The sequence below is a fragment of the Pseudomonas sp. A2 genome, assembly GCF_023100865.1.
In the GTDB taxonomy this organism is placed as follows: domain Bacteria; phylum Pseudomonadota; class Gammaproteobacteria; order Pseudomonadales; family Pseudomonadaceae; genus Aquipseudomonas; species Aquipseudomonas asiatica.
Genome location: NZ_CP039127.1, coordinates 1,706,943 through 1,733,073 on the forward strand (window position 1 = coordinate 1,706,943; position 26,131 = coordinate 1,733,073).

At 58.3% G+C, this 26,131-nt stretch carries 20 protein-coding genes and 2 pseudogenes; 10 read left to right on the plus strand and 12 right to left on the minus strand.

Annotated elements, in window-relative coordinates; all coding sequences use genetic code 11:
- Positions 1-663: 663 nt before the first annotated feature.
- Entirely contained in the window at positions 664-2,595 is a 1,932-nt protein-coding gene (locus E5221_RS08030) for an integrase arm-type DNA-binding domain-containing protein (protein ID WP_198346977.1), read from the plus strand.
- 105 nt (positions 2,596-2,700) lie between these two features.
- On the opposite strand, the gene E5221_RS08035 is transcribed toward E5221_RS08030, so the two are convergent.
- The 4 genes from E5221_RS08035 to E5221_RS08050 all read right to left on the minus strand — a co-directional run bounded on the left by E5221_RS08035 (position 2,701) and on the right by E5221_RS08050 (position 9,925).
- Entirely contained in the window at positions 2,701-5,085 is a 2,385-nt protein-coding gene (locus E5221_RS08035) for a type I restriction endonuclease (RefSeq protein ID WP_034021374.1), read from the minus strand.
- Positions 5,086-5,211: 126 nt separating this feature from the next.
- Complete coding sequence (locus tag E5221_RS08040; RefSeq protein WP_114260892.1) at positions 5,212-5,658, minus strand: hypothetical protein; 447 nt, start codon at positions 5,656-5,658, stop codon at positions 5,212-5,214.
- A gap of 100 nt (positions 5,659-5,758) precedes the next feature.
- Entirely contained in the window at positions 5,759-6,271 is a 513-nt protein-coding gene (locus E5221_RS08045) for a hypothetical protein (RefSeq protein WP_114260891.1), read from the minus strand.
- Positions 6,272-6,769: 498 nt separating this feature from the next.
- The gene (locus tag E5221_RS08050; protein ID WP_060546574.1) at positions 6,770-9,925 is read right to left on the minus strand and encodes a hypothetical protein; all 3,156 of its coding nucleotides are present in this window, start codon (positions 9,923-9,925) and stop codon (positions 6,770-6,772) included.
- Between the two features lie 87 nt (positions 9,926-10,012).
- On the opposite strand from E5221_RS08050, the gene E5221_RS08055 reads away from it, so the two are divergent.
- The gene (locus tag E5221_RS08055; protein WP_198346975.1) at positions 10,013-10,597 is read left to right on the plus strand and encodes an ATP-binding cassette domain-containing protein; all 585 of its coding nucleotides are present in this window, start codon (positions 10,013-10,015) and stop codon (positions 10,595-10,597) included.
- A 567-nt stretch (positions 10,598-11,164) separates the two neighbouring features.
- On the opposite strand, the gene E5221_RS08060 is transcribed toward E5221_RS08055, so the two are convergent.
- Entirely contained in the window at positions 11,165-11,950 is a 786-nt protein-coding gene (locus E5221_RS08060; protein WP_034021365.1) for an SDR family oxidoreductase, read from the minus strand.
- 71 nt (positions 11,951-12,021) lie between these two features.
- On the opposite strand from E5221_RS08060, the gene E5221_RS08065 reads away from it, so the two are divergent.
- Positions 12,022-13,038, plus strand: coding sequence for an IS30 family transposase (locus E5221_RS08065; protein ID WP_110679346.1), 1,017 nt, complete (start codon positions 12,022-12,024; stop codon positions 13,036-13,038).
- 111 nt (positions 13,039-13,149) lie between these two features.
- Here the strand turns inward: E5221_RS08065 and E5221_RS08070 are convergent, their stop codons facing one another.
- Positions 13,150-14,055: a LysR substrate-binding domain-containing protein gene (locus E5221_RS08070; protein ID WP_060427634.1), complete on the minus strand. Its 906-nt coding sequence runs from the start codon at positions 14,053-14,055 to the stop codon at positions 13,150-13,152.
- A gap of 234 nt (positions 14,056-14,289) precedes the next feature.
- Positions 14,290-15,750, minus strand: coding sequence for an efflux transporter outer membrane subunit (locus E5221_RS08075; protein WP_034021363.1), 1,461 nt, complete (start codon positions 15,748-15,750; stop codon positions 14,290-14,292).
- Positions 15,751-15,838: 88 nt separating this feature from the next.
- Here E5221_RS08075 and E5221_RS08080 point away from each other — a divergent pair, with 88 nt between their 5' ends.
- The 4 genes and pseudogenes from E5221_RS08080 to E5221_RS08095 all read left to right on the plus strand — a co-directional run bounded on the left by E5221_RS08080 (position 15,839) and on the right by E5221_RS08095 (position 19,915).
- Complete coding sequence (locus tag E5221_RS08080; protein ID WP_034021360.1) at positions 15,839-16,453, plus strand: TetR/AcrR family transcriptional regulator; 615 nt, start codon at positions 15,839-15,841, stop codon at positions 16,451-16,453.
- Positions 16,454-16,532: 79 nt separating this feature from the next.
- Positions 16,533-17,642, plus strand: a complete 1,110-nt coding sequence (locus E5221_RS08085; protein ID WP_034021357.1) for an efflux RND transporter periplasmic adaptor subunit — start codon at positions 16,533-16,535, stop codon at positions 17,640-17,642.
- A pseudogene (locus E5221_RS08090) lies at positions 17,639-18,746 on the plus strand (efflux RND transporter permease subunit); the annotation flags it as partial. The gene E5221_RS08085 and the pseudogene E5221_RS08090, both read left to right, overlap by 4 nt.
- Before the next feature lie 27 nt (positions 18,747-18,773).
- A protein-coding gene (locus E5221_RS08095; protein WP_087944428.1) for an IS3-like element ISStma9 family transposase occupies positions 18,774-19,915 on the plus strand; the annotation gives its coding sequence in 2 pieces (ribosomal slippage) (positions 18,774-19,011 and positions 19,011-19,915; 1,143 coding nt in all).
- Positions 19,916-19,941: 26 nt separating this feature from the next.
- Here E5221_RS08095 and E5221_RS08100 read toward each other — a convergent pair.
- Positions 19,942-20,517 (minus strand): hypothetical protein, encoded by a 576-nt coding sequence (locus tag E5221_RS08100; RefSeq protein WP_055646740.1) that lies wholly within the window; start codon positions 20,515-20,517, stop codon positions 19,942-19,944.
- A 46-nt stretch (positions 20,518-20,563) separates the two neighbouring features.
- Positions 20,564-20,842, minus strand: coding sequence for an EF-hand domain-containing protein (locus tag E5221_RS08105; RefSeq protein WP_034081111.1), 279 nt, complete (start codon positions 20,840-20,842; stop codon positions 20,564-20,566).
- Positions 20,843-21,004: 162 nt separating this feature from the next.
- On the opposite strand from E5221_RS08105, the gene E5221_RS08110 reads away from it, so the two are divergent.
- On the plus strand, positions 21,005-21,637 hold the full coding sequence (locus E5221_RS08110; protein ID WP_099815552.1) for a TetR/AcrR family transcriptional regulator: 633 nt from the start codon (positions 21,005-21,007) through the stop codon (positions 21,635-21,637).
- A 129-nt stretch (positions 21,638-21,766) separates the two neighbouring features.
- Here the strand turns inward: E5221_RS08110 and E5221_RS08115 are convergent, their stop codons facing one another.
- Both E5221_RS08115 and E5221_RS08120 read right to left on the minus strand, forming a co-directional pair.
- Positions 21,767-22,879 carry an FAD-dependent monooxygenase gene (locus E5221_RS08115; protein ID WP_060427508.1) on the minus strand — a complete coding sequence of 371 codons (1,113 nt, stop codon included), beginning with the start codon at positions 22,877-22,879 and terminating at the stop codon, positions 21,767-21,769.
- 3 nt (positions 22,880-22,882) lie between these two features.
- The gene (locus E5221_RS08120) at positions 22,883-23,515 is read right to left on the minus strand and encodes an NAD(P)H-dependent oxidoreductase (protein WP_034021348.1); all 633 of its coding nucleotides are present in this window, start codon (positions 23,513-23,515) and stop codon (positions 22,883-22,885) included.
- 84 nt (positions 23,516-23,599) lie between these two features.
- Between E5221_RS08120 and E5221_RS08125 the strand changes: the two genes are divergently transcribed.
- A complete protein-coding gene (locus tag E5221_RS08125) occupies positions 23,600-24,007 on the plus strand; it encodes a helix-turn-helix domain-containing protein (RefSeq protein ID WP_060427511.1) in 408 nt (135 codons plus the stop codon).
- Between the two features lie 262 nt (positions 24,008-24,269).
- Here the strand turns inward: E5221_RS08125 and E5221_RS28870 are convergent.
- A pseudogene (locus E5221_RS28870) lies at positions 24,270-24,527 on the minus strand (Bcr/CflA family drug resistance efflux transporter); the annotation flags it as partial.
- Between the two features lie 116 nt (positions 24,528-24,643).
- Here E5221_RS28870 and E5221_RS08130 point away from each other — a divergent pair.
- A protein-coding gene (locus E5221_RS08130) for an IS3 family transposase (RefSeq protein WP_099815557.1) occupies positions 24,644-26,013 on the plus strand; the annotation gives its coding sequence in 2 pieces (ribosomal slippage) (positions 24,644-25,132 and positions 25,135-26,013; 1,368 coding nt in all).
- The last annotated feature ends 118 nt before the right edge of the window (positions 26,014-26,131 follow it).

Here is a 26,131-nt window from a genome sequence, read left to right on the forward strand (position 1 = left end):
CATCTGTCATGCTTGCCCCGTCATCCTGATATATCGACAAAGAATCGTGTGCGGAAACGCGGTGGCCAGCGTGCGCGTTCTTTCAAAGGAGCTTGAGCAGAAGGTCGCCTGTGAGTTGTGGTGCAGGCGTTCCCAGGTGGAATCCGACCTGTGCCATCACCAGAACCATCTGCCTGATCGTCTTCGCGATGATGGATGCGGGGCAGACAACCGGGCGTGGATGATGAGTTCGAGGCAGTCGCCTACGACGATGTACCGATCGTGGGTCTGGTGTACTGAGTGCAGCTCTTTGGACGTCTGTGGAACTCTTTGGACGAATTTGTTGCCGAGGACGAAAAACAAGGCTACAATTGAGGTCTTCGCTGGCCAGCCCAACGAAGAAAGTGTTTGGGAAACAACGACTTACTGTCCTAGTACACGTCTCGTTTCCCGCTCCAATTTATGATCTACAGACTTCCACTGACGTCTGTAAGTCGTTGAAAACAGGGGCTTCGGCCCCTTTTTTCATTCCAGGGCCGTCCACTGAAATCCACCGACAGCCAGCGTTTTTAAGGCCAGAATTGAGGCCAAAGAATGCGGGTGGATCCAGGATCGGATTGTTGCTGGGCCAGGAGTGGAGCCGTGACGAGCATTGAGCCTAAGTCTCAACTTAGGAGCTCGATGATGGCACTCTCTGATCTGATCGTTCGCCAGGCCAAGACCACTGGCAAACTCTACAACCTCCCCGATCTTGATGGCCTCGGCCTGGTGGTCTCACCGGTCGGCGGCAAGTCGTGGCACTTCCGTTACTACTGGCTCGGCAAGCAAAAGCGCATCTCTCTGGGTAATTACCCAGAGATCGGCTTGCGCGATGCCCGCATCCTGCGAGACGAAGCCAGAGCCCTGCTGGCCAAGGGCATCAACCCTCACACCGATCGCAAGCAGAAGCGGCACGCTATCCAGCTTGCGGCCGAGCACACCTTCAAGGCGGTCTTCGATGCCTGGGTGGAGCATCGCCGCAAGGAGCTCAAGGAAGGTCGCCAAAGCACGCTCTCGCAGATCCTGCGGATATTTGACCGTGATGTGCTGCCCAGCCTGGGCAAGATGTCGATTTTCGACATCCGCCGCCCCCAACTCTTGGGCGTGCTGGCAAAGATCGAAGAACGAAAGGCCTTCACCACCGCGGAAAAGGTTCGCACCTGGTTCCGGCAGATGTTCCGCTACGCCCTGGTAATCGCCGAGGGGATGGAAGTCAATCCGGCTTCGGATCTTGATGTCGTCGCGGCCCCCAAGCCGCCGACTGCTCACAACCCCTATTTGCGCCTGCATGAATTGCCCGACATGCTTCTCAAGCTGCGCGAATACCGTCGGCGGGGGCTGCAGACGCAGCTCGGCATCCGCCTGCTGTTCCTCACCGGCGTACGCACTGGAGAACTGCGCTTGGCGACCCCCGATCAGTTCGACCTGGACCGTGGTCTGTGGATCATCCCTCCAGAGTTCGTCAAGCAATTGCAGGATGAGATGCGCAAGGCGGGCAAGCGCCCGCAGGATGTCCCGCCCTATGTGGTTCCTCTGTCCCTGCAGGCCATTGAGGTCGTGCGGTACCTTTTCGGTGAAATGAAGCCGGCCCAGCGCTATCTTCTGGCGCACCGCAGCGAGCTCAAGAAGCGCATCAGCGAAAACACGCTCAACAGTGCTCTGCGCCGGATGGGCTACGAAGACCAACTGACCGGCCATGGCATCCGTGGCACGTTGTCGACTGCGCTCAACGAGGTTGGCTATCCCAAGATCTGGGTGGATGCCCAGCTGTCCCATTCCGATCCCAACAAGGTCAGCTCTGCGTACAACCATGCCAAGTACGTTGAGCCACGGCGCCGGATGATGCAGGACTGGGCCGACCGGCTGGATCTCTTGGAGCAGGGACACGTGGAGGCTGCGAGCGCGCATCTGACGATTCACATTGAAGGTGTGCCGGCGATGGCTGACGACGAGAAGATTGCCGAGGCTGCGATCGCGTCGGCCGTCAGCGGTGTGCCGTCCGCGGGTAGCGTGCCTATTGTTGTCAGCCCAGGGAGTCAGGGATTTGCATTCCAGCGCCTATCTCCAGTGCCGGTCGTGCAGGCCCCGGTGCCGCAGGAGCCGGAGGTGTCGGAGATCCAGCGCGAGCGCGAGGAAATGCTGGCGGTCTACGAGGCGCAGAGCAGCTTGCCCGTGCCACTGTTCGCCAAGCTGGCGGGCAAGTCCAAGGATCAGGTCAACCGCGAAGTGAAGGCCGGTAAGCTGCTGTCCATCAGTATTGGCAATCGCGGACAGCGCGTGCCCGACTGGCAATTGGTGCCGCTCAAGCTCAAGCTTACGCAGGTAATGCTGAAGCGGCTCCCTCACGTAGAAGCGTGGGAGCTGTATCACCTGCTGACGAAGCCTCACCAGGGGCTGGATGATCGGGCTGCCGTGGATGTTGTGACGCCGACCAACTTGGATAAGGTCGTGCAGGCGCTGCTGGGCCCTCAACGGCCGGCACCGGCGACTGCTACCGAATCATCTGGGTTCTCCGAGCCCATTCGTGAAAGCGTGAGGCGCCTGGTCGATAGTGCTGTCGCGCTGGAGGCTGTCTAGCGTTGTGCGAAGGGCGGCAACGCAGCGCCGCCCTTCGCCAAGAGTCGTCAACACCCAGTTCAACTTGCTCGGCTATGCGCCGCTCAGAAGGAGCACCACACTGGGTTAGCCTTGTGATGGCGGTTCTTCCGCATCACCTATGGCCTCCCGCAGTTTTGGACGAATCACGCCTTTGAGTTGAGCCTTCGCCCATTCGCTTCTCGCGTGAGTCTCGAAGCTGGCCAGAACCCACAGCGCGACATGGACCCGGGAGAGCAAAGCAACTGAGCCGGAACTGGCCGCAGTCGCGACCCAACTGTCTGCCTGATCCTCGGTCGCGGAAAGATAGTCGAGTATGCCGAGCGTGACGGGCTCTATGACCCCGGCGTCCGAATGCACGATTGATGTGCCATCGGGCATGTCCAGCGTCGGAAGCATGCGCAGCGATTGCGGCCCCCGATTTCCACGTAGAGGCACAGGGCACGTCCCAATCTGCAGCAGCAGGTTCGGGTCTTCTCTAGTGGCCCCATGTTCCCCGACCACCTCGAACGGCGTTGACGCAACGTGAGACAGGATCAGCCATGGGTGGATGTTCTTGTAGGTGACCTGTTCCTCATCGCCGAGGTCGATTTCGTGCTGCTCCCCATCGATGATGACCACGCCTTTGCCATCGGACTGGAACTCAATGTCCACCATGGCGCCATCGGGTAGCACCATCGCGTAGTGGCCGCCCGCGTCGAGCACTTCGCGCTCGGGAGGCATCTTCACCAGGGTGTTGATAAGGCCGACAGGCAGGCCGTTCGGACGTTTGGAGGCATCCACAATGGCTTGCGCTGCCACCACCTCGCCAAGCGGAAGATTACTTGCGGCGCCGGCGATCCAGGCAGCGGTCTCATGCAGATCTTCTTTCGAGCGTTTCACGACTTCATCGGCCAGCGCGTGCGCCATCTCGCTGGCCAGCAGCTCCGGCAGCCGAACCAGAACCGTCGCACCTGCTATATCGTGCATGCCAGGACGAACGAAACCATGACCGATCAGCCATTGCAGATCATCGGGCTCAAGTTCCCCTTTGACCGCAGAGCGTCGGATGAGGCCCATCTCCAATTGCTGGAGCACGATTTCTGGCGGCCGTGTTGTGTCCTGCGCATCCGCAATCATCGAGCGCGCCAGGCCCCTGAACCTGCGCCGCAGTTCGTGGTCGTGTGCGAAGCGCTCGCGAACGAGCGTCAACAGCCGCGGCCCGAGCAATGATGGCAGTGAAAGCGCCTGCGTTTCGGGCTTGCCCTTGAGCGCAGCATGACCAGAGGCACTGATCGCTCGCAGCACCCACGGCTCCCGGTACTCGGGCGCCATGTCGGCTCCATTCATCAAGTACAGACGGCGCTGCCCCAAAAGAGCTCGAGCAAGTTTGAATTCGCCGTCGCGCAAGTGTCCAACACTCACGACCTTGGATCGGCGTCCCAACGGTGAGAGCGAAAGCTGGTTTGGAGTTTTGAGTACGCTCTGCGCTACACCGTCGTCCATAGCGACCACCACTGCCAGGGAGGAGCCAAACGCATTGGATGAGAGATCTTCGATTTCCCGCACGGATGCAGCGTCTGCTGCACGCAGACCGTCAAATGCCAGGACGAGCCGCACGCCATCGTGATTTGAGATGCGGATGAGCCAGTCTCGCGCCTCTTGAGGCGATACGGGCCAGCTCAGCGATCGCGAGATTGAGTCGGCCAAGGTTTGTAGCACGCCACCGCCAACGCCCGCCTCGACGTACAGGGTGGCGAGGGTGTCGCTCTGCTCCGTCCGAGCGCATAGTTCGCGTAGCACATTGCTCTTGCCGGCGAGAGGAGGGCCTTGCAGCACCAGTAGCTTTTCCCCCGCAACCAGGTTTCGCCACAACTGGTGGGTGGCAGCGCGTGGGGTGAGGAAGTCAGCGGCGAACGGCAACGCAGGCTCATCCCAGGACGCAGTGAGCTCTTCGATCGTCTCGGTTGACACGAGGCGAACGGCTTGCATCCAAACATTCGGTGCGGTACCCATAAGGGTATCGATAGCATGCCGAATGTCTACACCGGCGACGCGGCTTGCTTGCGTAATGAGGTCTTTGAATGCGTCTTCTGTCGCAGTCGCCGGCTTCCATGGATTCCCTGTGGAGGTTTCTAGGATCCTGACATCAGTACCGTTCGTGACCACTACTATCGGCGCCGGAGGCTGCACTAGCCGCGCATACGAAAGACCTTGCGCTCCATCATCAGCGGTCAGCTTGATGCGGGGTCTCTTCAGCTCCATGACGGCCAGGGGCTTGCCATCTTTCTCAAGCAGGATGTCAAGTCGAGCATCGGCGCGAGATTTCCCATTCTCGACCAACAGGGTCTGCCGTCCGAATTTAAAGCTGAACTTGATTTGGTGTTTGATAGCACCGTCCGGCAGCCAAGGAAACGCCATTTTGATCGCTGCTCGGACGCGAGCTTCCAGATCGGCTTCTGTCTCTGTCGTTGTAGTCCGGTTGCTCGACATATCTCATTCCAAATCATCAACATTTCCATTGCAGTAGCAATGATGGGGGAACTTTCTGCCTTTGGATGCCGCTAGCGCATCGCTTTAGAGCGCCCTGTCGTCGCGCAAGGGGTTCTCGGCCCCGCGTCAGAAGTGCGTCGGATTTGCATGCATAGAAGGATTGGACACCATAATAGCCTGAGAGATTTTTGTCTCATCAGCTCGGTCAATTAGACATGCTTCGACTTGCTGCTCCAGGTCATCAAGCGCATCCATGAATAGATAATCCAAGCCCGGGGTGTCTCTCGAAACGTCGAGGACGCGCAAGTACGCATAGATTTCGTCGCTACAACGAGCAAGGTCGAGATTCACATCCTTTCGCGTAGGCGTTTTATTCTGTGTTGGCGTTTTAAGATGATCTTCTACTTCACTCTTTGTCACATGGCTCGATTGCTGATCACCTCTAGTCAATGTCCCCTGAGCGCACGCGCCGCCACACTGTATGAGCAGGGCTATGCCAAGGAACAGTCCCAGTCCTGAGCATTTTGCATAGCGCGTGCGACTTTTCTTGAAATTAGTGGGTGTTAGTGGCATGGGCGAATCCACGGAAATTATTGACCCCGAATCGAAGGGGAAAGGCATCTATCACCGCGATTCGGGGGTAAGTAGGGTGGCTATAACTAAACAGCTTGAGCTAGCAAGACACCACGGAACCGCTAGCGTCGTGACAAGTCCCACTGCGAGTGACACCATCTTTCGTAATAGATGTCTGTCCGCTATACGTCTTTCCGTCGGCGGCGGTCGCGGTTCCCTGATGCGTGAAGCCCTGTCCGTTCTGCCAGGTGCTGTTTCCATTGAATGTCCCGCCCTGTGCAGTTTGCCCATTTCGCTGGCGTGAGTAGCCCGCGTCATTGCCATTGATATAGCTGCTGCCCGAGCTCTGGCTATAGCCACCGAATGCGTTGCCTGCATAGGAACTGCCATTTCTGGTGGCATTGCCCGTTCCATCGGTGATGGTCTCATGGCGCCGGTCGTAGCCTCGGTTGTATCCAGCCCCGGCCTGGGCCGCATGAGTAGTAATCCCTCCAGAAGAATTTTGCTGAACTATGCGGCCCCTTCCAGCCCATTGGGCCGAAGCGTTGGCGGATAGCAGCAGGGCAAAGCCTGCGATTGCAGTGAAGGAAATTGAGCGGAAGCGAATGTTCATGAATCATCCTCGATGTCGGGCGTCACGCCCGGAAAAGCCCATGGCATCTGCGCCAAGATGGCTATCGCATTAGATCATTGACTGACGAGTAAGTCAATGAATGGATGATGACTGATCCGAGCGCGAGGTCGTGGCGTCAAGCCCCCCTCTGCTGAGGTCTGCTTTAGTGCTCTACAAGTTCGTGGGCCCGTGCCATCGGCGTATGCCGCAGCTGATGCGACCTACAGCACTCTGATGACTTCGGCCTCACCGATGCGCTGCCGTTGCAGTCCGAGCGCATCAGGTTGCGGTCATGTGAGCGCCAGAGTGCCACTGACGTCGTTGGGCCAGGCGAACTTGCCGCCGTGTAGCCGGCGCACTGCCGGCTACACGGCGATGCCGTCGTGCACGGCACCTTCATGCGATTGGCTCGGTGGTTGGGTCAATCCGGCCAGAAGAACGTCAGGCCAGCGTTGTTGTCGTACGGATTGAAGTTGAATTCCGGTCAGGCCGTGCCCTTCACCCTGTTGACATAGAGGCCATCGAACTAGTCGGTGAGATCCAGATTGACGACGCCGCTGACGCGACGTTCGGATTGGTGCCGCCGCCCGAACCGTCGAAGCCGTCCTTGAAGATCGTATCGCCGCCACCGACCGTCAGCTCCACAGGAACCGCAATGAGGCGATTGCTCGCATCGTTGCTGTGGACGCAGAGGTGGGCATCGTAGACGCCGTGCGTCAGGCTGGTCGCGTTGAACGTGACGGTCGTCGCGGTCGAGGCACCACCTGCGGTCGTGCCGCTGGCCGGAGCCACCGACAACCACGGCACATCTTCCGGAGCGGCGCAGCCACGGGACGGAACGGCGATCGAGAATGCCGAGATTTCGGTGCCGTTCGGGAACGGAGCGACTTCAGTGGCGAGGCCGGTCGACGTATCCAGCGTGTACATGACGCCCAGGGCGTTCCCGTCGTAGCCCGCGTACCACAGCACGCCGGTGGACGGATCGAAGTCGATGTCCTGCGCGTAGTTCGCGTTGAACCCGATCGGGCCGATCGCCTGGAAGGCGCCGCTGGTCTTGTCGATCGCGAGCAACTGATCGCCCGTGATGTCGAGGCCGTACATGTTGCCCGCCTGGTCGAATGCCGCACTGACCAGGAAGACGCCGTCCGACTCGCCGACCTGCGTGAACGCGCCGGTGGTGAGATCGACCGTGTACAGGTACGTCGTCGGGCCGGAGCGATCCGTGCAGAGGCCGTACATCGTGCTGGTCGACGCATCCCAGCGCAGCGCGCTACAACCAAAGCCGGTGCCTGGATCCGGATTGATGACGGTAACCGCGCCGGTGGTCGTGTCGATCGACGCGAAGCCGCCGGTGCTGTAGCCGATCAGGTATTCCTTGCTGAAATCGTTGTTCGCGAACGAGCCGCCGTAGTAGTCGCCGCCAATCGGGCCGATGGTGGTGAACGGATCGGGAGCCGCCGCATCGAACGAGTCGTAGTTGCCGCCGCCGTCGCCGTAGGACGGAACCTGGGCGATACCCGCCGGATGCGGACCGATGTGCGTGAACAGCGGCTTGCCGTCCTTGCCGCGCAGAACCGGTGCCCGCTTGCCGGACAGCTTCTGGTGCTGTTCCTCAGTCAATGCCCGTGCGTGGTAGGGCGTGGTCGGGAAGTGCGCGCGCACGTTGCCGGTGCTCGGGACTTCGTCGATGGTCCAGTTCAGGTCGCGGTTGCCGGTGTTGCCGATCGTCAGCGAGGCGGTTGAGGTGCCGCCAGCGTCGACGATCGCGCTGAGCGTGCCCGGATTGACCGAGATGACCGGTGCGCCGACATCGAGCGTTGCGCTCGCCGTTGCGGTGAACAGGTTGTTGATGACGCTCGGCGACCATGCGATCGACTGGCCGTCATGCAGCGAAGCGGTCATGAACGAATACTGGTTGGCGATCGACGCGTTCTGCTGGACGCCGACGGTGGCGCAGAGGCCCCCGTCGCAGACGGCCGGGTCGGTACCATTGAACGCGCCGTTCGCGGTGTACTCCACGTCGTTGTATTCGAACGAGAAGTTGCCCGTCGCTTCGTTGATGATGACTTCGAACGTCGCGCTGTCGGTGTTGTCCGGTGCGCCATCGTAATGCAACTGCGCGTCGTACTCGATGACGAACTGGCGGTTCGGCGCGGTGCCGAGCGTGGCGTAGTAGACCTGTCCCGGGTTGGACGTGTAGAAGTCGTCCCACAGCGGAATCAGCGACGGCAGCGCGTTCAAGTCGTCCATTGCGCCCGGCAACGCGGTGTTGAAGTACGTGATCCTAGACCCCGGCGAACCCACGTTGACCGCGCCGTTGTTGCCGATCGTCAGCACGTTCGATGTCGTGCCGTAGAACGGGAACGAGAACGGCATGGTGACGTCGGTGTGGCCGTCGTCGGACAGGTTCAGCGGCGTGCCCGTTGCCGAGATGTCGACGAAGTTGGACGCGCCGGTGTCGTCGTAGCCGTAGCCCAGCGTGCCGTCCTGCGACGTCCAGGTCGTCGTCACGGTGCCGTTGTTGGACGGTCCCGCGGTGACGTTGCGGTTGAACTGGATGCTGCCGCCATCGGACAGGTCTTCACGCGTCAGCGAGAACAGCGTGCCGCCGAGCGTGTCGGTGAGCATCTGGTAGCTGAGGTCGACACCGGTATGGTTGGTGACTGTGTAGCAGAAGTTGACCTGGTCACCGACGACGACGCTGAGGTTCGTCGAGGTGCCGCACTGCGCAGGATCGCCGTTGTCGAGCGCGAGCGTCAGAGAGAGTTCGAGGTCCGAACCGCCGCCGCCCGTGGTGCCGAGAACCTGGAATCCGAAATCACGGCCGGCAAAGGCGGTGACGCAGGTTCCGAGCGAGGTCCAATCGGGGCAGGCCGTATCCGTGGGGTAGAAGCCGCCGGGATTGCGCCAGGCGCCTTCGGCCCCGGTCGCGGTCGTGGTCTGCAGCCAGTAGAACGGCCAGTTTGTGTCGCCGACGCCGTTGATGAAGGCGACGGAGACCCAGTAGGTGCCGGCGTCGAGATCGCACGGCGTGTTCAGCGTGAGGCCGGCCAGCGTCGTGTGGGAGTCGTACATGCTCGGGTTGTTCGTCGACGCGAGCGACGTACAGACCGGCGTCGCGCCAGGCAGTCCGCCGTCATCCGGGTAGACGTAGACGTCTGCAGATTCGGTGACTTCCGTCGAGTAGAAGTTGAACGACAGGATACCGAAACCGGTGACGGTCCAGCCGCCGACACCGACGACGAAATCGTCTGCGGCATCCGCGCTGGGAGTCGTGAGTTCACTGCAGCTGCTGGACGCGCAACCGCAGCGGTTGGTCGTGCAGTTGATTGCCGGAGTTCCGTTCGAAGTCAGCGAAGCTGTCTGATCGTAGAGTACGGTGCCTGTGCCGCGATTGCTGTGAGCGATGCCGTGGTTGGCGAGCGAGATGCGGCCTCCCGCCGAGTGGCGCATCTGCGAATAGTTGCTTGCGGTTTTTTCCGATTGTGGGTGTCGGTGAATCTGTGCGATTTTTGCTTTAGAGCCGCCGGTCTGTGGTCCATAGTGAGTCTTGGCCGCATTGGCGTTGTTGGCGTTCGAGTCTGAGGCAGCGAGTGCCATCAGAACTGCGGCGGAGAGTAAAGAGAGCTTGCTGTAGATCCTGCTTTCGATCATGTGATCCCCATGGGGAGGCTGGCGCACGAGCGCCCGCGGAACATAGCAACCGTCGCAACGCAGTGGAAATAACTTTTCAGGAAGGGAATGTTCACGCGTCAAACTGCACGTTGTTCACAGGGGTGTGATACCGAAACAAACGGCGCTGCCAAGGGCGGAAACGCGGTATATCGCGGACGGGACCGGCGCCCGATCTTGGCGCAAAGTGCTCCATCGGCGACGCGGCACGCTCTGCGGTTACGGTCGCTCGACCATGAGCTAACCGCTCGTCCAGCTCGGCTGTGCCAACGCTTTGCGCAACGGATCAAGCAGATCGCCATAGAGCGCGCAGCGCGCCGTATTGCGCCGCATGGGCTCGCGCACTTGGTTCGCGCTCGCCGTGCGCACGCTCCGAACGGCTTCGTGGGAGCGCCGGGCGGCCGCGACTTGTCCGCATTGCCGGCGCGTAAACGTGGTTTCGGCATCGTGTTCCAGTCGTATTCGCTATTTCCCAACATGACGGTGGCCGAAAACGTCGGCTACGGCCTGCGCATACGTGGCGAAAGCCGCGACCGCATCGCCGCGCGGGTGACGGAACTGCTGGCGCTGATCAAGCTGCCCGACTACGCGCATCGCTATCCGCACCAACTGTCCGGCGGCCAACAACAACGCCCAGCAGCGCCTCGTAGCTGAAATCGTGCATGTGATGCGGGTAGCACGCATTCCAGAAGCGCCTCAAGCGGTCGTAGTCGCGCAAGAACGCGGCCATGTCCTGCAAGTCATAGCTGTAGCCATGGCCATCGCTGTCAAGACGCGTAGCACTATCGGAAGCCGTCATCGGAAGAGGATTGCCCAGAAGGAAAGGATCGCCCGGCACAGCGGACGGTTAGCTTAGCCAACGGCCGCGCGGGCGGCGGAAACTCAGGTCCCTTCCTCGTGCTTTCTCGTCACGGTGCGCGCGTTCGCGCACGCGGGCCAAACCTGTGCACGCCGCGTCGCTCGCGCGTCTGTCACCTCTGTACTTGTGAACATTTCTAAACGGTGCGCGGCGCGAGTTCGGCAGAGTAGTGTCCGAGCCCGCCGGATTGCCGGAACGCGCGAGGGGACCAACCATGCCCCGGCACAAAAGACGCAGCAGCGACAACGTGGTCAAGGACGGATGAGGGGATGTCCCGAGGTCGAACTTCAGTTTGCATCGGTAGATCTGGTTGGGCTTAGCTTGCATGCGCCTCCAGCTAAGTCGTATTCGATCTTTGCAGGTTATCTCCCCATTACTGCAGACATGATGGACTGGTGCAGCCAGCGCGGAGTAGCCCAGGTCAAAGCCGTGATAGCCTTGTTGCTAAATCCCGGAACCACACTCATGCGGCCTGCTTGTAATGCTCGGATCCCGGCACGAACAACGGGCTGGGGATCCATCATGATCATCTTTAGTGCCGGGGTAAGTGTTTGCTTCGCGCGCTCAGCAAACCCAGTGTCCGACATGCCCGGGCAAAGCGCCGTTACGATCACCCCGTCGCTCTTTAGTTCGCGATGAAGCGCTTCTGAAATTCTCAGCACGTAGGCTTTGGCAGCGGAGTAGACGGCAAAGTTTTTGACGCCCTGATAGGAAAGTAGGCTAGCAACCATCAAAATGCTTCCTGTTTTCCTGGACCGCATGTCTCTTCCGAAGAGGTACGTCATCGCTGTTAGGCTAGCAATATCAAGATCGATCATTGCTAATGAATAGTCCAAAGGCTGATCCAGGAAGGAGCCATTTAATCCATGGCCTGCATTGTTGATCAACACATCGACCACAATGCTACGCTCACGAAGACGCTGATGGAGGTCTGTGACCTCGTAAATCGAGGATAGATCTACTTGCTCTACGATCACGTCAACCTTCGCGGTTTCGCGCAACTCTTCAGCGAGTGATTCGAGTTTACTCAGGGTGCGTGCTACCAGAACGAGCGACCGACCCTGTGCCGCATATTGTTTGGCGAACTCAGCTCCGAACCCACTTGATGCCCCGGTCACAAGTACCCAAGATTTACTTTCTGATGTCATGTGGTAGCTCTCCAATCATGGCGGCGGCAAAAACTGAGTGCAACACCTGACCAATCCGGTACGGTGTGCCTATGTCTTATCACGAACTCAGTATTGAAGAACGCATCACCCTCCAGCTTGGCCAGCTTCAGGGGCTGAGCCAACGAGCCATCGCCAAGATGCTTGATCGCAGTCCTTCGACCATCAGCCGCGAACTTCGCCGTAATGGTGGCAACACCGAGCGCTATTCTGCCAGCCAAGCCCATCAGCAGATGCGCCAACGCCGCAAAAGCTGTCGGCCCGCGCGCAAGCTTGAGCCAGGTAGCGAACTGTTCGACCTTGTGGTCTACCTGTTGCGACAATGCTTTTCTCCTCAGCAAATTGCCGGCAAACTCAAACGCATGGAATTCCCGAAGCTTGAAGACGCCTACGTCTGTCGCGAAACGATTTACAACGCTATCTACGCCTTGCCGGTGGGCGAGCTTCGTAAAGAGCTGATCATCTGCCTGCGGCAAGGCAAAACCAGTCGCCGCCCGCGCTCGGGTGGGGTTGACCGGCGCGGCCAAATTCCCGACTTGGTCAGCATTCATGTTCGCCCGCCAGAGGTGGAAGACCGTTTGACGCCGGGGCACTGGGAAGGCGATCTGATTAAAGGCAAAGGCAACGCCTCTGCAGTGGGCACCCTGGTGGAGCGCAGCACGGGCTACCTGATGCTGGTGAAAATGCATGACGCCACCGCCACCTCGGCCGTAGAAGGCTTCAGTGCTGCACTGAACCGAATGCCGCTGGCAGCACGTAAGACGCTTACCTACGACCAAGGCCGTGAGATGGCGCGCCATGCCGAAATCACCCAGCGCACCGGCGTAGCTGTCTACTTCTGTGACCCGCACAGCCCTTGGCAGCGGGGCAGCAACGAAAACATCAACGGCTTGATCCGGCAGTACTTACCCAAAGGAACAGACTTATCGGCCCATAGCCAGGAGCAGTTGGACGCTATTGCGTACCAGTTGAACATCCGTCCGCGCCAACGTTTTGATTACCAATGCCCGATCGAAATGATGACGCAGATGATGGCTAAACATCACGAGAACTCCGCCTTAACTCAGTAACGTGGTGTTGCACTCAGCCTCTGAAACCGCCCATTCTTGAATTCGCTTGTAAGTGCACGCTGCTTCCTTTGGCTGGTTAATTGTTGAACTATAAATATTCAACCTCGGAGATCAGAGTTCTTCGCCGCAACTTCTAGACGCCAAATCGCGTGCGCGAGCAATGAAGCGATCTAAGGGTTCTGATATAGGTGAATCCCGACGCAGTAAGTATGTAGCGAGGGTCGCATCAGGCCAGTCTAGAGGTCGAAGCACAACGTCGGGATGACGACACATTACGCCCTGAGCGGCCGGTACGAGTCCTAGCCCATATCCTGCGGCCACCAGTGTCAGAAAGAGATCCAGAGAGCTAACGCGCTGAGCGATCACGGGATCTTTGTCCAGCGTCCTTAATAAACGATCAATCTGTCTCGTCTTACCCTCGAAGATCTTCGGATGGCATGCTATGAGGGGATAACGACCAACCTCGGTCAACGGGATCTTTTTGTGAATCAACACTGGATGTCGAGATGGGACGGCCACCATTAACGCATCCTTCCCGAGTAGTTCAGGAACGATGTCGTCGCCGACCTCGTCGGAACGCGCGAGACCTACATCACAATCACCCACTCGCAAGCTATGCAATAGCTCGGACAGCGGCATCTCAGTCAGCAGGATACCCACCTCGGGTTCTTCCTCGCGGCATCGCGCGAGAAGCGTGGGCAGCCATAGGTCGATTGCTCCATCTGAAATAGCGATACGGAGTGTGCTGCTATGCCCGCTTGCGACCGCTCTGACGTTTTCACGTGCAACTTCGAGATTGGCGAAAAGCCTTCGGGCATCTTGCAATAAAGCTGTACCTGCAGGCAGCAGGCGTGTCCCTCTGCGATTTCGTTCGAAGAGTTGCACCCCTAATTCGAGCTCTAATTCCTGGATTGCTCGCGACAAGGGCGATTGTTCGATATGCAAACGATAGGCAGCCCGAGAGAAATTGAGTTCTTCGGCAACGGCGATAAAGTAGCGCAGGTGGCGAAGGTCCATTTCCTTATGTTCCGGAGACTGGCGTAGAAAATTCAGCCGGGCGTTCCTGCGCCCCTGGCCGCACCTGTCGTACGCCATGGCGCGACGGATATGTCGACGCTGTGTCAACCCCGAAGGCAATGCAGCGCAATGTGCTTGGAGCATGGCTTGCAGGAGGCTCAGCATGGTCGGTACTCCAATATGGAGTCGATTCATCGGGCGCAATGGAAGTGGCTGTACTTTCCCGGCCTTTCCTCATTGAATCGCCACAGACTCGGAGCCAGGTGCCTGCCAACCACCGCCGAGTGATTTAAAGGCCGCGATCACTGCCTGAGCAGACTCCGTCTGCGCCTGCGCCCTGGCGTCAGAAGTCTGTAGAAGAGTGCCGTCAGCCTGGAGGACATCGATCAGACTGGCTGTGCCCTTCTGGTAAGCGATGAACGAAGATTGGCGTGCTTGGGTCAGAGAAGCTTCGCCGCGAGCAAGTGTGGCCGTCTGAATTTCTCGGTTGACGAGGGACGAGAATGCATTCTCAACATCTTCGGTCGCACGTAATACTGATTGGCGGTAAGCCGCCAAGGCTTCAGCTTCCTGGCCTTTGGCTTGATCAATCTGTGCGTTAATACGACCGAAGTCAAAGAGCCTCCAGCGCAAGCCCAGCACGGCTGACGACTGGCTGGCGCCATTGGAGAGCAGGTTGCCGCTAGAAATAGATGTTGCACTACCCAGCAGGGCGTTGAGGGAGAACTTTGGGTAATACTCGGAGATCGCAACACCGATGCGCGCGTTGGACGCAGCAAGGCGGCGTTCGGCCACGATGAGGTCCGGTCTGCGGCGTAGCAGATCAGCGGGCGTTCCAGCGGAGCTGATCTGCGGAGCCCTCGGAATTTCACCAATAGCTGCCAGTTCTGTGCGATGAGTACCCGGAGGTGTGCCCAGCATCACATCCAGGGCGTTCATTGCGGCATCCAGGCCGGTCTGGAGTACGGGGATAGTCGCCTGGACTTGTGCGAGCGAACCGTCGGTCTGTCGAACCTGATACTCCGCAGCCAATCCTTTGCTGTGCAAGAGCTGGACTTTTTCCAGGAGATCCTGTTGAGTCTTGACCTGTCGGTTCGCAATGTCCAGCCGGGTCTGCAGTCCGCGGATGGTGACGTAGATGTCGGCGGTTTGTGCGGCGACCGCCAGTCGCGTAGCGGCTGCTCCGGCCTCCGAGGCCTGGTACTCGGCGAGAGCGGCTTGGCGACCGCGGCGCAGTCCCCCGAATATGTCCAGTTCCCAGCTTGCGCCTAGGTTGGCCTCGTACGAGTTCCCGTATCGGTCAAAGTCCGGGGTAGTGTTGAGCACCTGCCCGAGCGGGGTTTCAATGGATTGATAAGCACGTCCAGCCTGGCCATTGATACTGGCTGAAGGCAATAATGCGGCTGTGGCGGCGCCGAGTCCGGCGCGCGCCTGGCTGACTCTGGCCGACGCTTGTGCAAGATCAAGGTTCTGCGCAAGCGCCCGGGCGACGAAATGACTCAGCATGGGATCTCCAAAGCTTTCCCACCAAACGGCAAGGTCGGCGGGTGTCGCCGCAGCGCGCCGCTCAACTGCCGGCTGAGCCACGTATCCCGCCGAGAGCGGAGCGTCTGGGCGGTGGTAGTCCGGACCAACCGCACAACCTGTCATGAGGCTGGCGCTCATAACTAGGGCAAGAGAGCGTGGGGAGAACATGAAGAGTCCTAGATTCAAGTGTCAAGGTGACTATATTACAGAAAGGTCACTAGTTGTCAATCCGGGCTCATGGAGCTAAGCTAGAAAAATGACTGAAAACAGCAATACATCCCACTCGCGTGGGCCTTCGGAGCACAGCGTCCGCGATCAGATCGTGGACGCTGCGACAGAGCATTTCGGTCACTATGGTTACGAGAAAACCACCGTGTCTGATTTGGCCAAGGCCATTGGCTTCTCCAAGGCGTACATCTATAAATTTTTCGATTCCAAGCAGGCGATCGGAGAGGTGATCTGCTCGAATCGGCTCGCTACCATCATGCAGGTCGTCGACTCGGTGATTGCCGACTCTCCTACGGCCTCAGAGCGGCTAAGGCGGCTTTTTGTGGCGTTGATCGAAACGGGTAGCGATCTGTTCTTTCGTGATCGCAAGCTCTACGACATCGCTGCTGTTGCTGCGCGGGATCAGTGGCCTGCGGTATACGAGCTCGAAGCGCACATGCGCCAGGTGATCCAGAACATCCTTTTGGAGGGGCGCGAGTCCGGCGAGTTTGAGCGTAAAACTCCGCTGGATGAGGCGGCAAATGCCATCTATCTAGTGATGCGGCCTTACGTCAATCCTGTGCAACTCCAGTACAACCTTGAAATGGCGCCAGTGTCGGCCGTCCAGCTATCAGCGCTCATCTTGAGGAGTCTGTCGCCATAGACTGTGCGTGACTATTGACAATATTGGTCACTAGTCGGAAGATGTGGTTCCTGTTCTGTTAATCCAAGTAAGGGAACCCATGCTTCGGCTACGACCTGCCTCCATTGCCGTTTGCTTGCTGCCTCTCGTCCTGACGGCGTGTGGCAAGTCCTCCACGGCCGATGATCCCCGCACTCACTCTCCGCTGGTGAGATCAGCGCCGGTCTCCAGTTCTTCAGGGTCCACCCGTTCCTTCACTGGCACCGTCGCCGCTCGCGTTCAGAGCGACTTAGGCTTTCGAGTCTCGGGAAAAGTGCTTGAGCGCCTGGTCGATACTGGTCAGGCCGTTAAGCGCGGTCAGCCATTAATGCGCCTTGACCCGATCGACCTTGAGTTGCAGGCGCGCGCGCAGCAAGAGGCAGTGACGGCGGCTCGGGCACGAGCCAAGCAGACCACGGACGACGAGGCGCGCTATCGCGATTTGGTCGCCGCAGGCGCTGTTTCAGCTTCTGCCTATGACCAGATCAAGGCGGCTGCCGACTCGGCCAAGGCTCAGCTAAGCGCTGCGATAGCGCAAGGCGATGTTGCCCGCAATGCCTCCGGCTATGCCGTTCTGTTGGCAGATGCTGACGGAGTGGTGATGGATACGCTGGCTGAGCCCGGGCAGGTCGTCAGTCCCGGGCAGCCGGTTGTTCGGCTGGCGCGGGCAGGCCAGCGAGAGGTTGTCGTTCATCTGCCTGAGACGCTGCGGCCGGCCTCAGGATCGACAGCACAGGCGACGCTTTATGGCAGTGGCACAAGCGCTGTACCCGCCAAGTTGAGGCAGCTTTCGAACTCTGCCGATCCTCTGACGCGTACCTTTGAGGCGCGGTATGTTCTTGATGGTGCGTTGGCTAGCGCGCCGCTCGGTGCAACCGTTGCCCTACAGATCGCGGAGGGAGCGGCGAACAAACAGGTGCTGCAGGTGCCAATCGCTGCTGTCTACGACCCAGGAAAAGGAACAGGCGTTTGGGTCATTGCGGGCACACCCACGAAAGTGACTTGGCGTCCGGTTGAAGTTCTGAGTCTCGCCGATGATTCCGCACGCGTGTCCGGTGATCTCAAGGTTGGCGAGCAGATTGTGGCGTTGGGAGCGCACTTGCTGCAGGACGGTGAGCAGGTTCGACTGGCCTCGCAGAGTGACGTCAGTGCGGCCGGGAGTCGTCCATGAGCGAGGGGCGTTTCAACTTCTCGGCGCTCGCTGTGCGCGAGCGCTCTATCACCCTATTCCTGATCTTCCTCATCGGCGCAGCCGGCATCCTGGCGTTCTTCGGGCTGGGTCGTGCGGAGGATCCGCCGTTCACAGTCAAGCAAATGACGGTCATTACTGCTTGGCCTGGTGCTACAGCGCAGGAAATGCAGGATCAGGTGGCTGAGCCGCTCGAAAAGCGCATGCAGGAACTGAAGTGGTATGACCGAACGGAAACCTATACCCGGCCGGGTATGGCTTTTACCGTAGTGTCGCTGGCCGATAGAACGCCGCCATCGGAAGTCCAGGAAGAGTTCTACCAGGCGCGCAAGAAGCTCGATGATGAATCGCGAAAATTGCCAGCGGGTGTAATCGGGCCGATGGTGAACGACGAATTTTCGGATGTCACTTTCGCGCTCTTTGCGCTCAAAGCCAAAGGTGAGCCGCAGCGGTTGCTGGTGCGAGATGCAGAGGCGTTGCGCCAGCGCCTATTGCATGTGCCGGGAGTGAAGAAGGTCAACATCATCGGTGAGCAGGCTGAACGGATCTTTGTGTCCTTCTCTCACGATCGCCTCGCAACGCTCGGGGTATCTCCGCAAGACATCTTCTCCGCCCTGAACAACCAGAACGTCCTTACGTCTGCTGGATCGATTGAGACGAAGGGGCCGCAGGTTTTCCTGCGTCTGGACGGTGCATTCGACAAGCTGGAGAAGATCCGAAATACGCCGATTGTGGTGCAGGGGCGTACGCTCAAGCTATCAGATATTGCAACGGTAGAACGCGGCTATGAAGACCCGGCGACTTTCCTGATTCGTAACAACGGTGAAGAGGCCCTTCTGCTCGACGTCGTGATGCGCGAAGGGTGGAATGGACTGGATCTAGGCAAGGCACTCGACGCCGAGACGGCCAAGATCAACGAGAACATGCCGTTGGGTATGGCTCTTGTGAAGGTTACCGATCAGTCTGTGAACATCGCATCGGCTGTCGATGAATTCATGGTCAAATTTTTCGTCGCGCTGCTTGTTGTGATGGTTGTTTGCTTCGTCAGCATGAATCGCCCAGGGTTCCGTAGACACCTCGCAGCCATAAACTATGGCTTAGGCGGAGGTGGTTATGAGCACGAAGCGGTACACCGATGAGTTCAAGATCGAGGCGGTCCGACAGATCGTTGAGTACGGCCGTCCGGTAGCGGAGGTTGCCGAGCGACTGGGCGTGTCGATCCATAGTCTTTACGGCTGGAAGCGGCAACAAGGCAAAGGCGATGTTGGCCGGCGTGTCGAGCAGGACCAGAACGCGGAAGTGCGCCGCCTCAAGGCTGAGCTACGCAGAGTCACTGAAGAGCGAGACATCCTAAAAAAAGCCGCCGCGTACTTTGCAAAGGGGTAAGAGCAAAGTACGCCTTCATGAAGCAACACGCAGATGAGTTCGGCCTCGCGGCGATGTGTCGGATGCTTGGCGTCCATCGCAGTGGCTACTACGCCTGGCTAAAAGAGCCGGCAAGCGCTCGCGACAAGGACGATCAGCGGTTGCTCGGCCTAATCAAGCACAGCTGGCTGGAAAGCGGCTCTGTGTATGGCCACCGCAAAGTGACCACAGATCTGCGCGAGCTTGGCGAGACGTGTAGTCGTCATCGCGTGGCACGCTTGATGAAGAGCGAGGGGCTGCGGGCAATGGTCGGCTACGGTCGGCGACCACGCCCATTGAGCGGCCCTGTTGGATCAGTCGCCAAGAACGTTCTGGCTCGCGGCTTCAAAGTCAGTGAGCCAAATCGCGCGTGGGTCACGGACATCACCTACATCCGCACGTACGACGGCTTCCTGTACTTGGCGGTAGTGCTTGATCTGTTTTCGCGTCAGGTCGTTGGATGGGCAACCCGACCAACTCAACATACGGACCTGGTTTTGCAGGCGCTATTGGCCGCAGTGTGGCGGCGCAAGCCAAGCCCCGGGCTTCTGCTTCACTCCGACCAGGGAACCCAGTTCACCAGCGAAGACTGGCAGAGCTTCCTGCGCGAGCACGACATCGTGTGCAGCATGAGTCGACGAGGAAACTGCCATGACAACGCAGCGATGGAGAGCTTCTTCCAGCTACTGAAGCGGGAGCGTATTAAGCGGAGGATCTACAGCAATCACGACGAGGCACGGGCCGACGTCTTCCAGTACATCGAGATGTTCTACAACCCAAAACGGCGGCACAGTTCCAACGACGGGCTGTCCCCGGTAGAGTTCGAGAAGCAGTACGCACTAAACGGCTGACGACTGTCTACAAAATCCTGGGCGATTCAGTAGGTCGCAAGCGCACGCTTCTTGGGCACATCGATGAGTAGCTTGCCTTCAACTTTGTACTGCCTACCGTCGGGTGCGATCATCGGCCGGCTTTGCTGCAACGCAATGCCCGTTGCATCCAAGATCGGGTTTCCGTCACTACCCACGATTGAATGGGCTGCATCGAGTTGAACCTGGGCGCCTGGATAGAAATCGGCAATGGGGGTCACTACGTTGTTGCCCACCATCGGCCGAACGAATCCAGCGATGACGAGCAACAACGCAAGACAGGCCAATATGATCTTCAGCGTGCGAATTCCCGCTGTTTTCGTACGTACTGCATCAGTCGAGAAGCGAGCGTAGAAGTACAGCGTTGTCCAGAAGAGCGGGAATCCAGCGGCAAGTACATAAACGGTACGAGATGGCGTAAAAAATGCCATCGCCATGAATGCCATGCTCAATAGATTGAATACACCCAACCAAACGGGAAGGTGGTTCCATATCTCACGGAAAAGGTACCGCACCCCGGAATAGGAGTTGCTGACATTTTCCGATGGCGGCGGCTTTAGTCCATTCCATGTTATGAGGCTCATGATCTTCAGGCTCTTGATTGGAGAAGATGTTGCGGGGATCTGAGGATCACTGGCCTTGAGATTGCGCCATGAACGTCTTGAGTTGATCCAGCGTCACGTAACCTTTTCCATCTGTATCTATCTCAGCGAAATGCTGGGCCACGCGAGGCATGCCCTTAGTGGCCTCTTCCTTTGTCAACTTTCCGTCGTGGTTGGCGTCGGCCTGCTGGAACCTGCTTTCCAGTACGTTTGCCATGCGGCCACGCATGGCGCCGCCGCCCATCTGAGGTTGGGCGGCGGCCATGCCGGAGACAACCAGCAGTCCAATAGTGATCAGTGTGCGCATCGAAATTTCTCCATGTTCCAAGTGGTTGGGGCGTCTCCCGCAGACGCAGCGGCGGTTCCGTTGCATCGAGAGGACAGCCTCATTGTGCCATTGACTTACTGGACAGTCAATGAACGAATGCGCTAGACTGTAACATCACTCATAGACACACGGGACTCCTTCATGCCGACAGAAAAACCACAAGGAATTCGGGCCCAGAAGAAGGCAGAGCGTCCAGGCGAGATCCTGCGGGAGGCGTTCGCCGAATTCGTCGACAAGGGTTTCATCGCCGCACGAGTCGAGGACATCGCCAAGCGCATTGGTGTCACCAAGGGTACGGTGTACTTCTATTTCGAGACCAAAGAGCGGTTGTTCGAGGAGGTCATGGCAAGCGTTTCGGCAGCCATAGCGAGCGATATTGCATCCATTCCGCTCGATACGCGGGGAACCTATGTCGACCAGTTGAAGAATTTCATTCTTTCCGTCTATGGCATGTTGGCCAAGCACCCGGAAGGTCGCGAAATGGTTCGACTTCTCATTGCTGAGGCGCCCCGCTTCCCGGAGTTGACTGAAAAGCATCACGATCATTTCATTGGCCCGGGCGTGGCCGCTATCAAACGAATTGTCACCAATGGCATCGCTGCAGGTGAGTTCACTGATTCGGCGTTGGCTGACTTTCCGCAGTTAGTGATGAGCCCTATCCTGGTGTTGACCTTTGGGCAGTTGCGTTTTGCAGGGCGTAGGCCCATTGACCCAAGAAAGTTCATCGAAGCCCACCTTGAGTTGGTGATCAACGGATTACGGGTGAGGTGTTGATGTTCTACTGCAGCGCTGCGGCTGCGAGTCGATACATGAAAAACAATGCCAGCGAGGTCCCTAAAAATGTGAAACGAGTAGCCCAAAGCAAGGTCGTGCTCAGCGTGGCATCCATATTTTTATTTCCACCTACCGTCCTACCAGCTGCAGCGCGAAGTTGCGCAGTTGGATGCCAGCTCTGGTTCTGGGGACCATGAACCGCCCTGTCATTCCCATGCGGCGGATATAGGGATCTACACGTGAACGATGTTGGGCCTCATACAGTGCCAGGGCTGTAGTGGGGGCGCCGCGATTTCTATCCAGTGCGTCGGCCAGCGTCTCCGCGCCCAGCATCGCCAGGCTAGACCCGTTGCCGAATAGCGAAGCGCATGACGCGGCATCGCCCAGGAGTGCGACTCTTCGGTCTCGCCAACGGGGCAGGCTCACGCGACATACTGCGTCGAAGTAGACATCCTCGGTATCTGCATAAGCTTTGAGCAGCTCCTCGGTTCTCCACCGTCCACCGGCATAGCAGTCCTGCAGCAGCATGCGCTGCGCATCGACATCGGTGTGTCCTACCCTTGCTCCACTGCGGAACAGGAACATCGCTAATGCAGACCCTAGGGCAGGGTGTACGACGAGTGCACGATCTGGCTCGTTATAGATGAGTACGCGGGTGGGATCGTTGGCTATTTCGGTTGTGTGGACGCTGGCGACATAGAGGCCCAACGCTTGAATATGACGCTCGTTGCCATCAAGTGCGAGCGCGCGCACGGAAGAATGAAGACCATCGCAGCCAATCAATAGATCGACGTGCTGGTCTATGCCTCTGGCAGACGTTACGTTTACGCCGGTTTCATCTTGGTCGATTCGGACTATTGTGTCGGCAAATCGGACCTCCACGTCGTCTGGCAATGCGTTCAGTAGAGCTGTTGCTAGATCGGCGCGCGGCACTTCTACTTCACGGCTGCTGCCTGGGGCTCGACTGTTGATTTCGGCGCGCGTTCGTCCTCGCGCATCAATAAAGGCAAATCGCTCCACGCGAGTAGCGACTGCGCGCAAGCTTGGAACGATTCCTAGCCGTTCTGCCGTGGCGAATGCTTCGCCGCGCACATCTACAGGATTCCCGCTAGTGCGCATGCACGGCGACCGCTCAACTAGAGTTACTTTCATGCCCATCCGAGCGAGCAGGACGGCCAACGTCGTTCCGGCGATGCCCGCCCCTTGAATCAGGATTTTCAGCTGCTTGACGTAACTTGCCATGGATTAAGCTGCGGCCAGTTTGCTGACGGCGGCGTCAATATGAGCGTGTGCCTGTTCGAGGCCAATGGCGCGCTGATCGGTACCCAGTTGTAGGCCTTCGGCGACGATCACATCCGGCGCATGGATACCGATGAAAGAGAGAATGGCTAATAGATAGCGGCTCGCGTATTCAAAGGCAGCACTTGGCGCTGAGGGCTCAAAAACACCGCCGCGGGTCAAGGCGATGATCACTCGTTTGTCGCCCATCAGTCCTTGCGCTCGACCATCCTTATAGTGGAAAGTCTGGCCGGGTATGACAATCCGATCGATCCAGGCCTTGAGCTGGCTCGGGATCGTGAAGTTGTACATCGGAGCTCCGATGACGATTACATCACTCTGCAGGAACTCTTCTAGCGCTTCCTGGCTCGCGATCCGCTCTTCGTCGTCCACCTCATGGGTCCGCTCTTTTATGGAGAGAGGATGTGCCTGCGGTAGATGTGCCAGCGTAAGGTGCGGCAAAGGCGACCCAGCCAGGTCTCGCGCAAGGACCTCTAGATCAGGTACTGCAGAGCGTAGCTGCTCGACAATCGCCGTTGTCAAGATCCGGCTCGCCGAGGACTCCCCTTGTATGCTCGAATCGATTCGTAGTAGTTTCATTTTGTAGGTCCCATAAAGTGACCTAGCCAATTTATGTGACTACTGTTAGTCTCGCAAGAACGCAAATGAATAGGACCTAGTCACATGGATTTGACCGTGCTCGGCACACATAGTCCTGAAGATTGCGGGCGGGTTAGCCGTGTTTTGGCACGCGTGGGTGACAAATGGAGCGTGCTGATCGTGATCTTGCTACGTACGGGACCTCGCCGTTTCAATGACATCAAACGCAACGTTTCAGGGATATCACAACAGATGCTAACGAGGGTCTTGCGTGGCCTGGAGCGCGACGGGATGCTGACCCGAACCGTTTACCCGACAGTCCCCCCCCAGGTCGAGTACGCTTTGACCGCGCTCGGGCAATCACTTGGGGAGCCAGTCCTGGCCTTGGGGCTGTGGGCGCAGCGACACATCGATAGCATCGAGGCGGCCCAAGCAGCGTTTGACGATAAGCAGCGTGATGCTCAGCCGCGTATGACAAGCCAAGCCACCTAACGTGGCCTATTGGCTAGCGGTTATCTCCAAAGCATCGGACGCAGCTTCCAAGGCCAGAGACGTATTCGGGGAGCGGCTTTTCTATCGCGTGAACAAGGCTCTGGGCGCGCCAACGATCAGCAACGAGGCGGGAGCTTCATTGTGATGTGGGGAGCGGAGTCAACAGGCAAACCTGATGTTCCCCTATCGGAGCGGCATGGGCTTGGACATGCACGGGACGTGTCAGTAGTGCGTTCTTTAGTGTCCCTGCTGTATTCCGCCTCTATAGCTTCACCGGTCGTCTCCCAAGAAGGAACAGCATCACTGCAATCAGGCAAACGACAGACTGAATGCCGCCTAGCGTGGTGACTGGTGTGGCATTGAGAGTGGATCCCAGCCAGGTCGTCAGTGCTGCCGCACTCATGGTTAGAAAGCCCAGCAATGCGGAGGCCAGCCCTGCTTCCCGACCAAACGGCCCCATTGCGATGGCAGTACCCAGAGGGTTAGCCAACCCCATGCCCCAGAGGTACATGATCACAGCCGGCACATACGTATGCGTCCGGCAATCCCGTCTTGAATCGCTAGTGGCGGCTTGGTAGCTTCGTGTCCACTTAATTTTGAACTGACCCCAAAAAGTTGGACTTATTCGAGACCAACTTGAAGAAATACACAGAGCAGCAAAAACTGGAAGCCGTCGAGACTTACCGGTCTGGCGACCTGGGGCTCCGTGCGACTGCGGCACGCCACGGCGTCGATGTCGCATCACTTCGCAAATGGGTTGCCGCGTTTGAAGCCATTGGCATCGCTGGCATTCAGCGGAAGCGGCGACAGACGTACGACGTAGAATTCAAGCTTGAGGTCCTGCGCAAGATCAAGTCGGACGATCTGTCCTATCGGCAAGCAGGAGCCCTGTTCAACGTCCGCCGCTTCGACTCCATCGCTGCGTGGGAGCGCGCATATGAAAAATATGGCATGACAGGCCTGATGTCCAAGAAACGTCCGCATCCCCCACGAGAAGTGCTAGCTACGACCCCTGCGAGTGGGCCAGACTGTACGGAACAAGAAACGCCGAGCCGCCAGGAATTGTTGGATGAGCTGGAAGCTCTTCGCACGGAGAACGCTTACCTAAAAAAATTGAAGGCCTTAGTTCAAGCTCAACCAAAATCAGCGCCAGGCAGCGAGCGCAAATTGTGATTGAACTAAGGCCTCAGTTCCCTCTCGCAGCGCTCCTCCGTACCGCAGGCCTAGCGCGGAGCACGTTCTACTACCAGCAGGCAGCCTTGCAGGTCGTTGACAAGTATGCGACCGTCAAACACCAGATCAAGGCGATCTACGAGCAACACAAGGGCCGATATGGCTATCGGCGCATCACTGAGGCCCTGCGTAGGCAAGGCCGCGTGGTCAACCACAAAACCGTGCAGCGGCTCATGGGAGATCTGCAGTTGAAGTCGCTCGTCCGCGTGAAGAAGTACCGGTCTTACCGCGGGCAAGTGGGGCAAGTCGCGCCGAATCTAATCGACAGAGACTTTGGTGCGACACGCCCAAACGAGAAGTGGGTGACCGACGTTACCGAGTTCAAGGTCGATGGGCAGAAACTCTACCTGTCGTCGGTCATGGACTTGTTCAACGGTGAGATCGTGGCGTACACGACCGCTCGGCGCCCGCTCTTTAAGATGATCGGCACGATGCTGAACAGGGCGTTCTCTCGTCTAGGTCCAGATGAGCGCCCAGTTCTGCATTCTGACCAAGGCTGGCAATATCAGATGGACAAGTACCGTCAACGCCTCAATGATCGTGCGATCACGCAAAGCATGTCCCGTAAGGGAAATTGTCTGGACAATGCTGCAATGGAGAGCTTCTTCGGGACGCTAAAATCGGAGTACTTTTACCTCAACAAGTTCACCAGCCTGGATGATCTGGAGATCGGCCTCAGGGGCTATATCCGCTACTACAATCAAGACCGGATCCGGCTGAAGTTGAACGGCCTGAGCCCCATCGAATATCGCCAGCGCTACGACACCAATTAGCCACCAACTGTCCAACTTTCGGGGGTCAGTTCAATTTAAGTGGACACCATTTCTAGCTTTTTAAGCCGCTGGGCAAACCTATTTTCCCGAGGGCGTGGCGCGGCCGGGTTGGTATCAG

Bases quoted from the DNA above. Each gene is read 5' to 3' on its own strand.
- E5221_RS08030 (WP_198346977.1), top strand. From the start codon at position 664: ATGGCACTCTCTGATCTGATCGTTCGCCAGGCCAAGACCACTGGCAAA.
- E5221_RS08035 (WP_034021374.1), bottom strand. From the start codon at position 5,085: ATGTCGAGCAACCGGACTACAACGACAGAGACAGAAGCCGATCTGGAA.
- E5221_RS08040 (WP_114260892.1), bottom strand. From the start codon at position 5,658: ATGCCACTAACACCCACTAATTTCAAGAAAAGTCGCACGCGCTATGCA.
- E5221_RS08045 (WP_114260891.1), bottom strand. From the start codon at position 6,271: ATGAACATTCGCTTCCGCTCAATTTCCTTCACTGCAATCGCAGGCTTT.
- E5221_RS08050 (WP_060546574.1), bottom strand. From the start codon at position 9,925: ATGATCGAAAGCAGGATCTACAGCAAGCTCTCTTTACTCTCCGCCGCA.
- E5221_RS08055 (WP_198346975.1), top strand. From the start codon at position 10,013: ATGTTCACGCGTCAAACTGCACGTTGTTCACAGGGGTGTGATACCGAA.
- E5221_RS08060 (WP_034021365.1), bottom strand. From the start codon at position 11,950: ATGACATCAGAAAGTAAATCTTGGGTACTTGTGACCGGGGCATCAAGT.
- E5221_RS08065 (WP_110679346.1), top strand. From the start codon at position 12,022: ATGTCTTATCACGAACTCAGTATTGAAGAACGCATCACCCTCCAGCTT.
- E5221_RS08070 (WP_060427634.1), bottom strand. From the start codon at position 14,055: ATGGACCTTCGCCACCTGCGCTACTTTATCGCCGTTGCCGAAGAACTC.
- E5221_RS08075 (WP_034021363.1), bottom strand. From the start codon at position 15,750: ATGTTCTCCCCACGCTCTCTTGCCCTAGTTATGAGCGCCAGCCTCATG.
- E5221_RS08080 (WP_034021360.1), top strand. From the start codon at position 15,839: ATGACTGAAAACAGCAATACATCCCACTCGCGTGGGCCTTCGGAGCAC.
- E5221_RS08085 (WP_034021357.1), top strand. From the start codon at position 16,533: ATGCTTCGGCTACGACCTGCCTCCATTGCCGTTTGCTTGCTGCCTCTC.
- E5221_RS08100 (WP_055646740.1), bottom strand. From the start codon at position 20,517: ATGAGCCTCATAACATGGAATGGACTAAAGCCGCCGCCATCGGAAAAT.
- E5221_RS08105 (WP_034081111.1), bottom strand. From the start codon at position 20,842: ATGCGCACACTGATCACTATTGGACTGCTGGTTGTCTCCGGCATGGCC.
- E5221_RS08110 (WP_099815552.1), top strand. From the start codon at position 21,005: ATGCCGACAGAAAAACCACAAGGAATTCGGGCCCAGAAGAAGGCAGAG.
- E5221_RS08115 (WP_060427508.1), bottom strand. From the start codon at position 22,879: ATGGCAAGTTACGTCAAGCAGCTGAAAATCCTGATTCAAGGGGCGGGC.
- E5221_RS08120 (WP_034021348.1), bottom strand. From the start codon at position 23,515: ATGAAACTACTACGAATCGATTCGAGCATACAAGGGGAGTCCTCGGCG.
- E5221_RS08125 (WP_060427511.1), top strand. From the start codon at position 23,600: ATGGATTTGACCGTGCTCGGCACACATAGTCCTGAAGATTGCGGGCGG.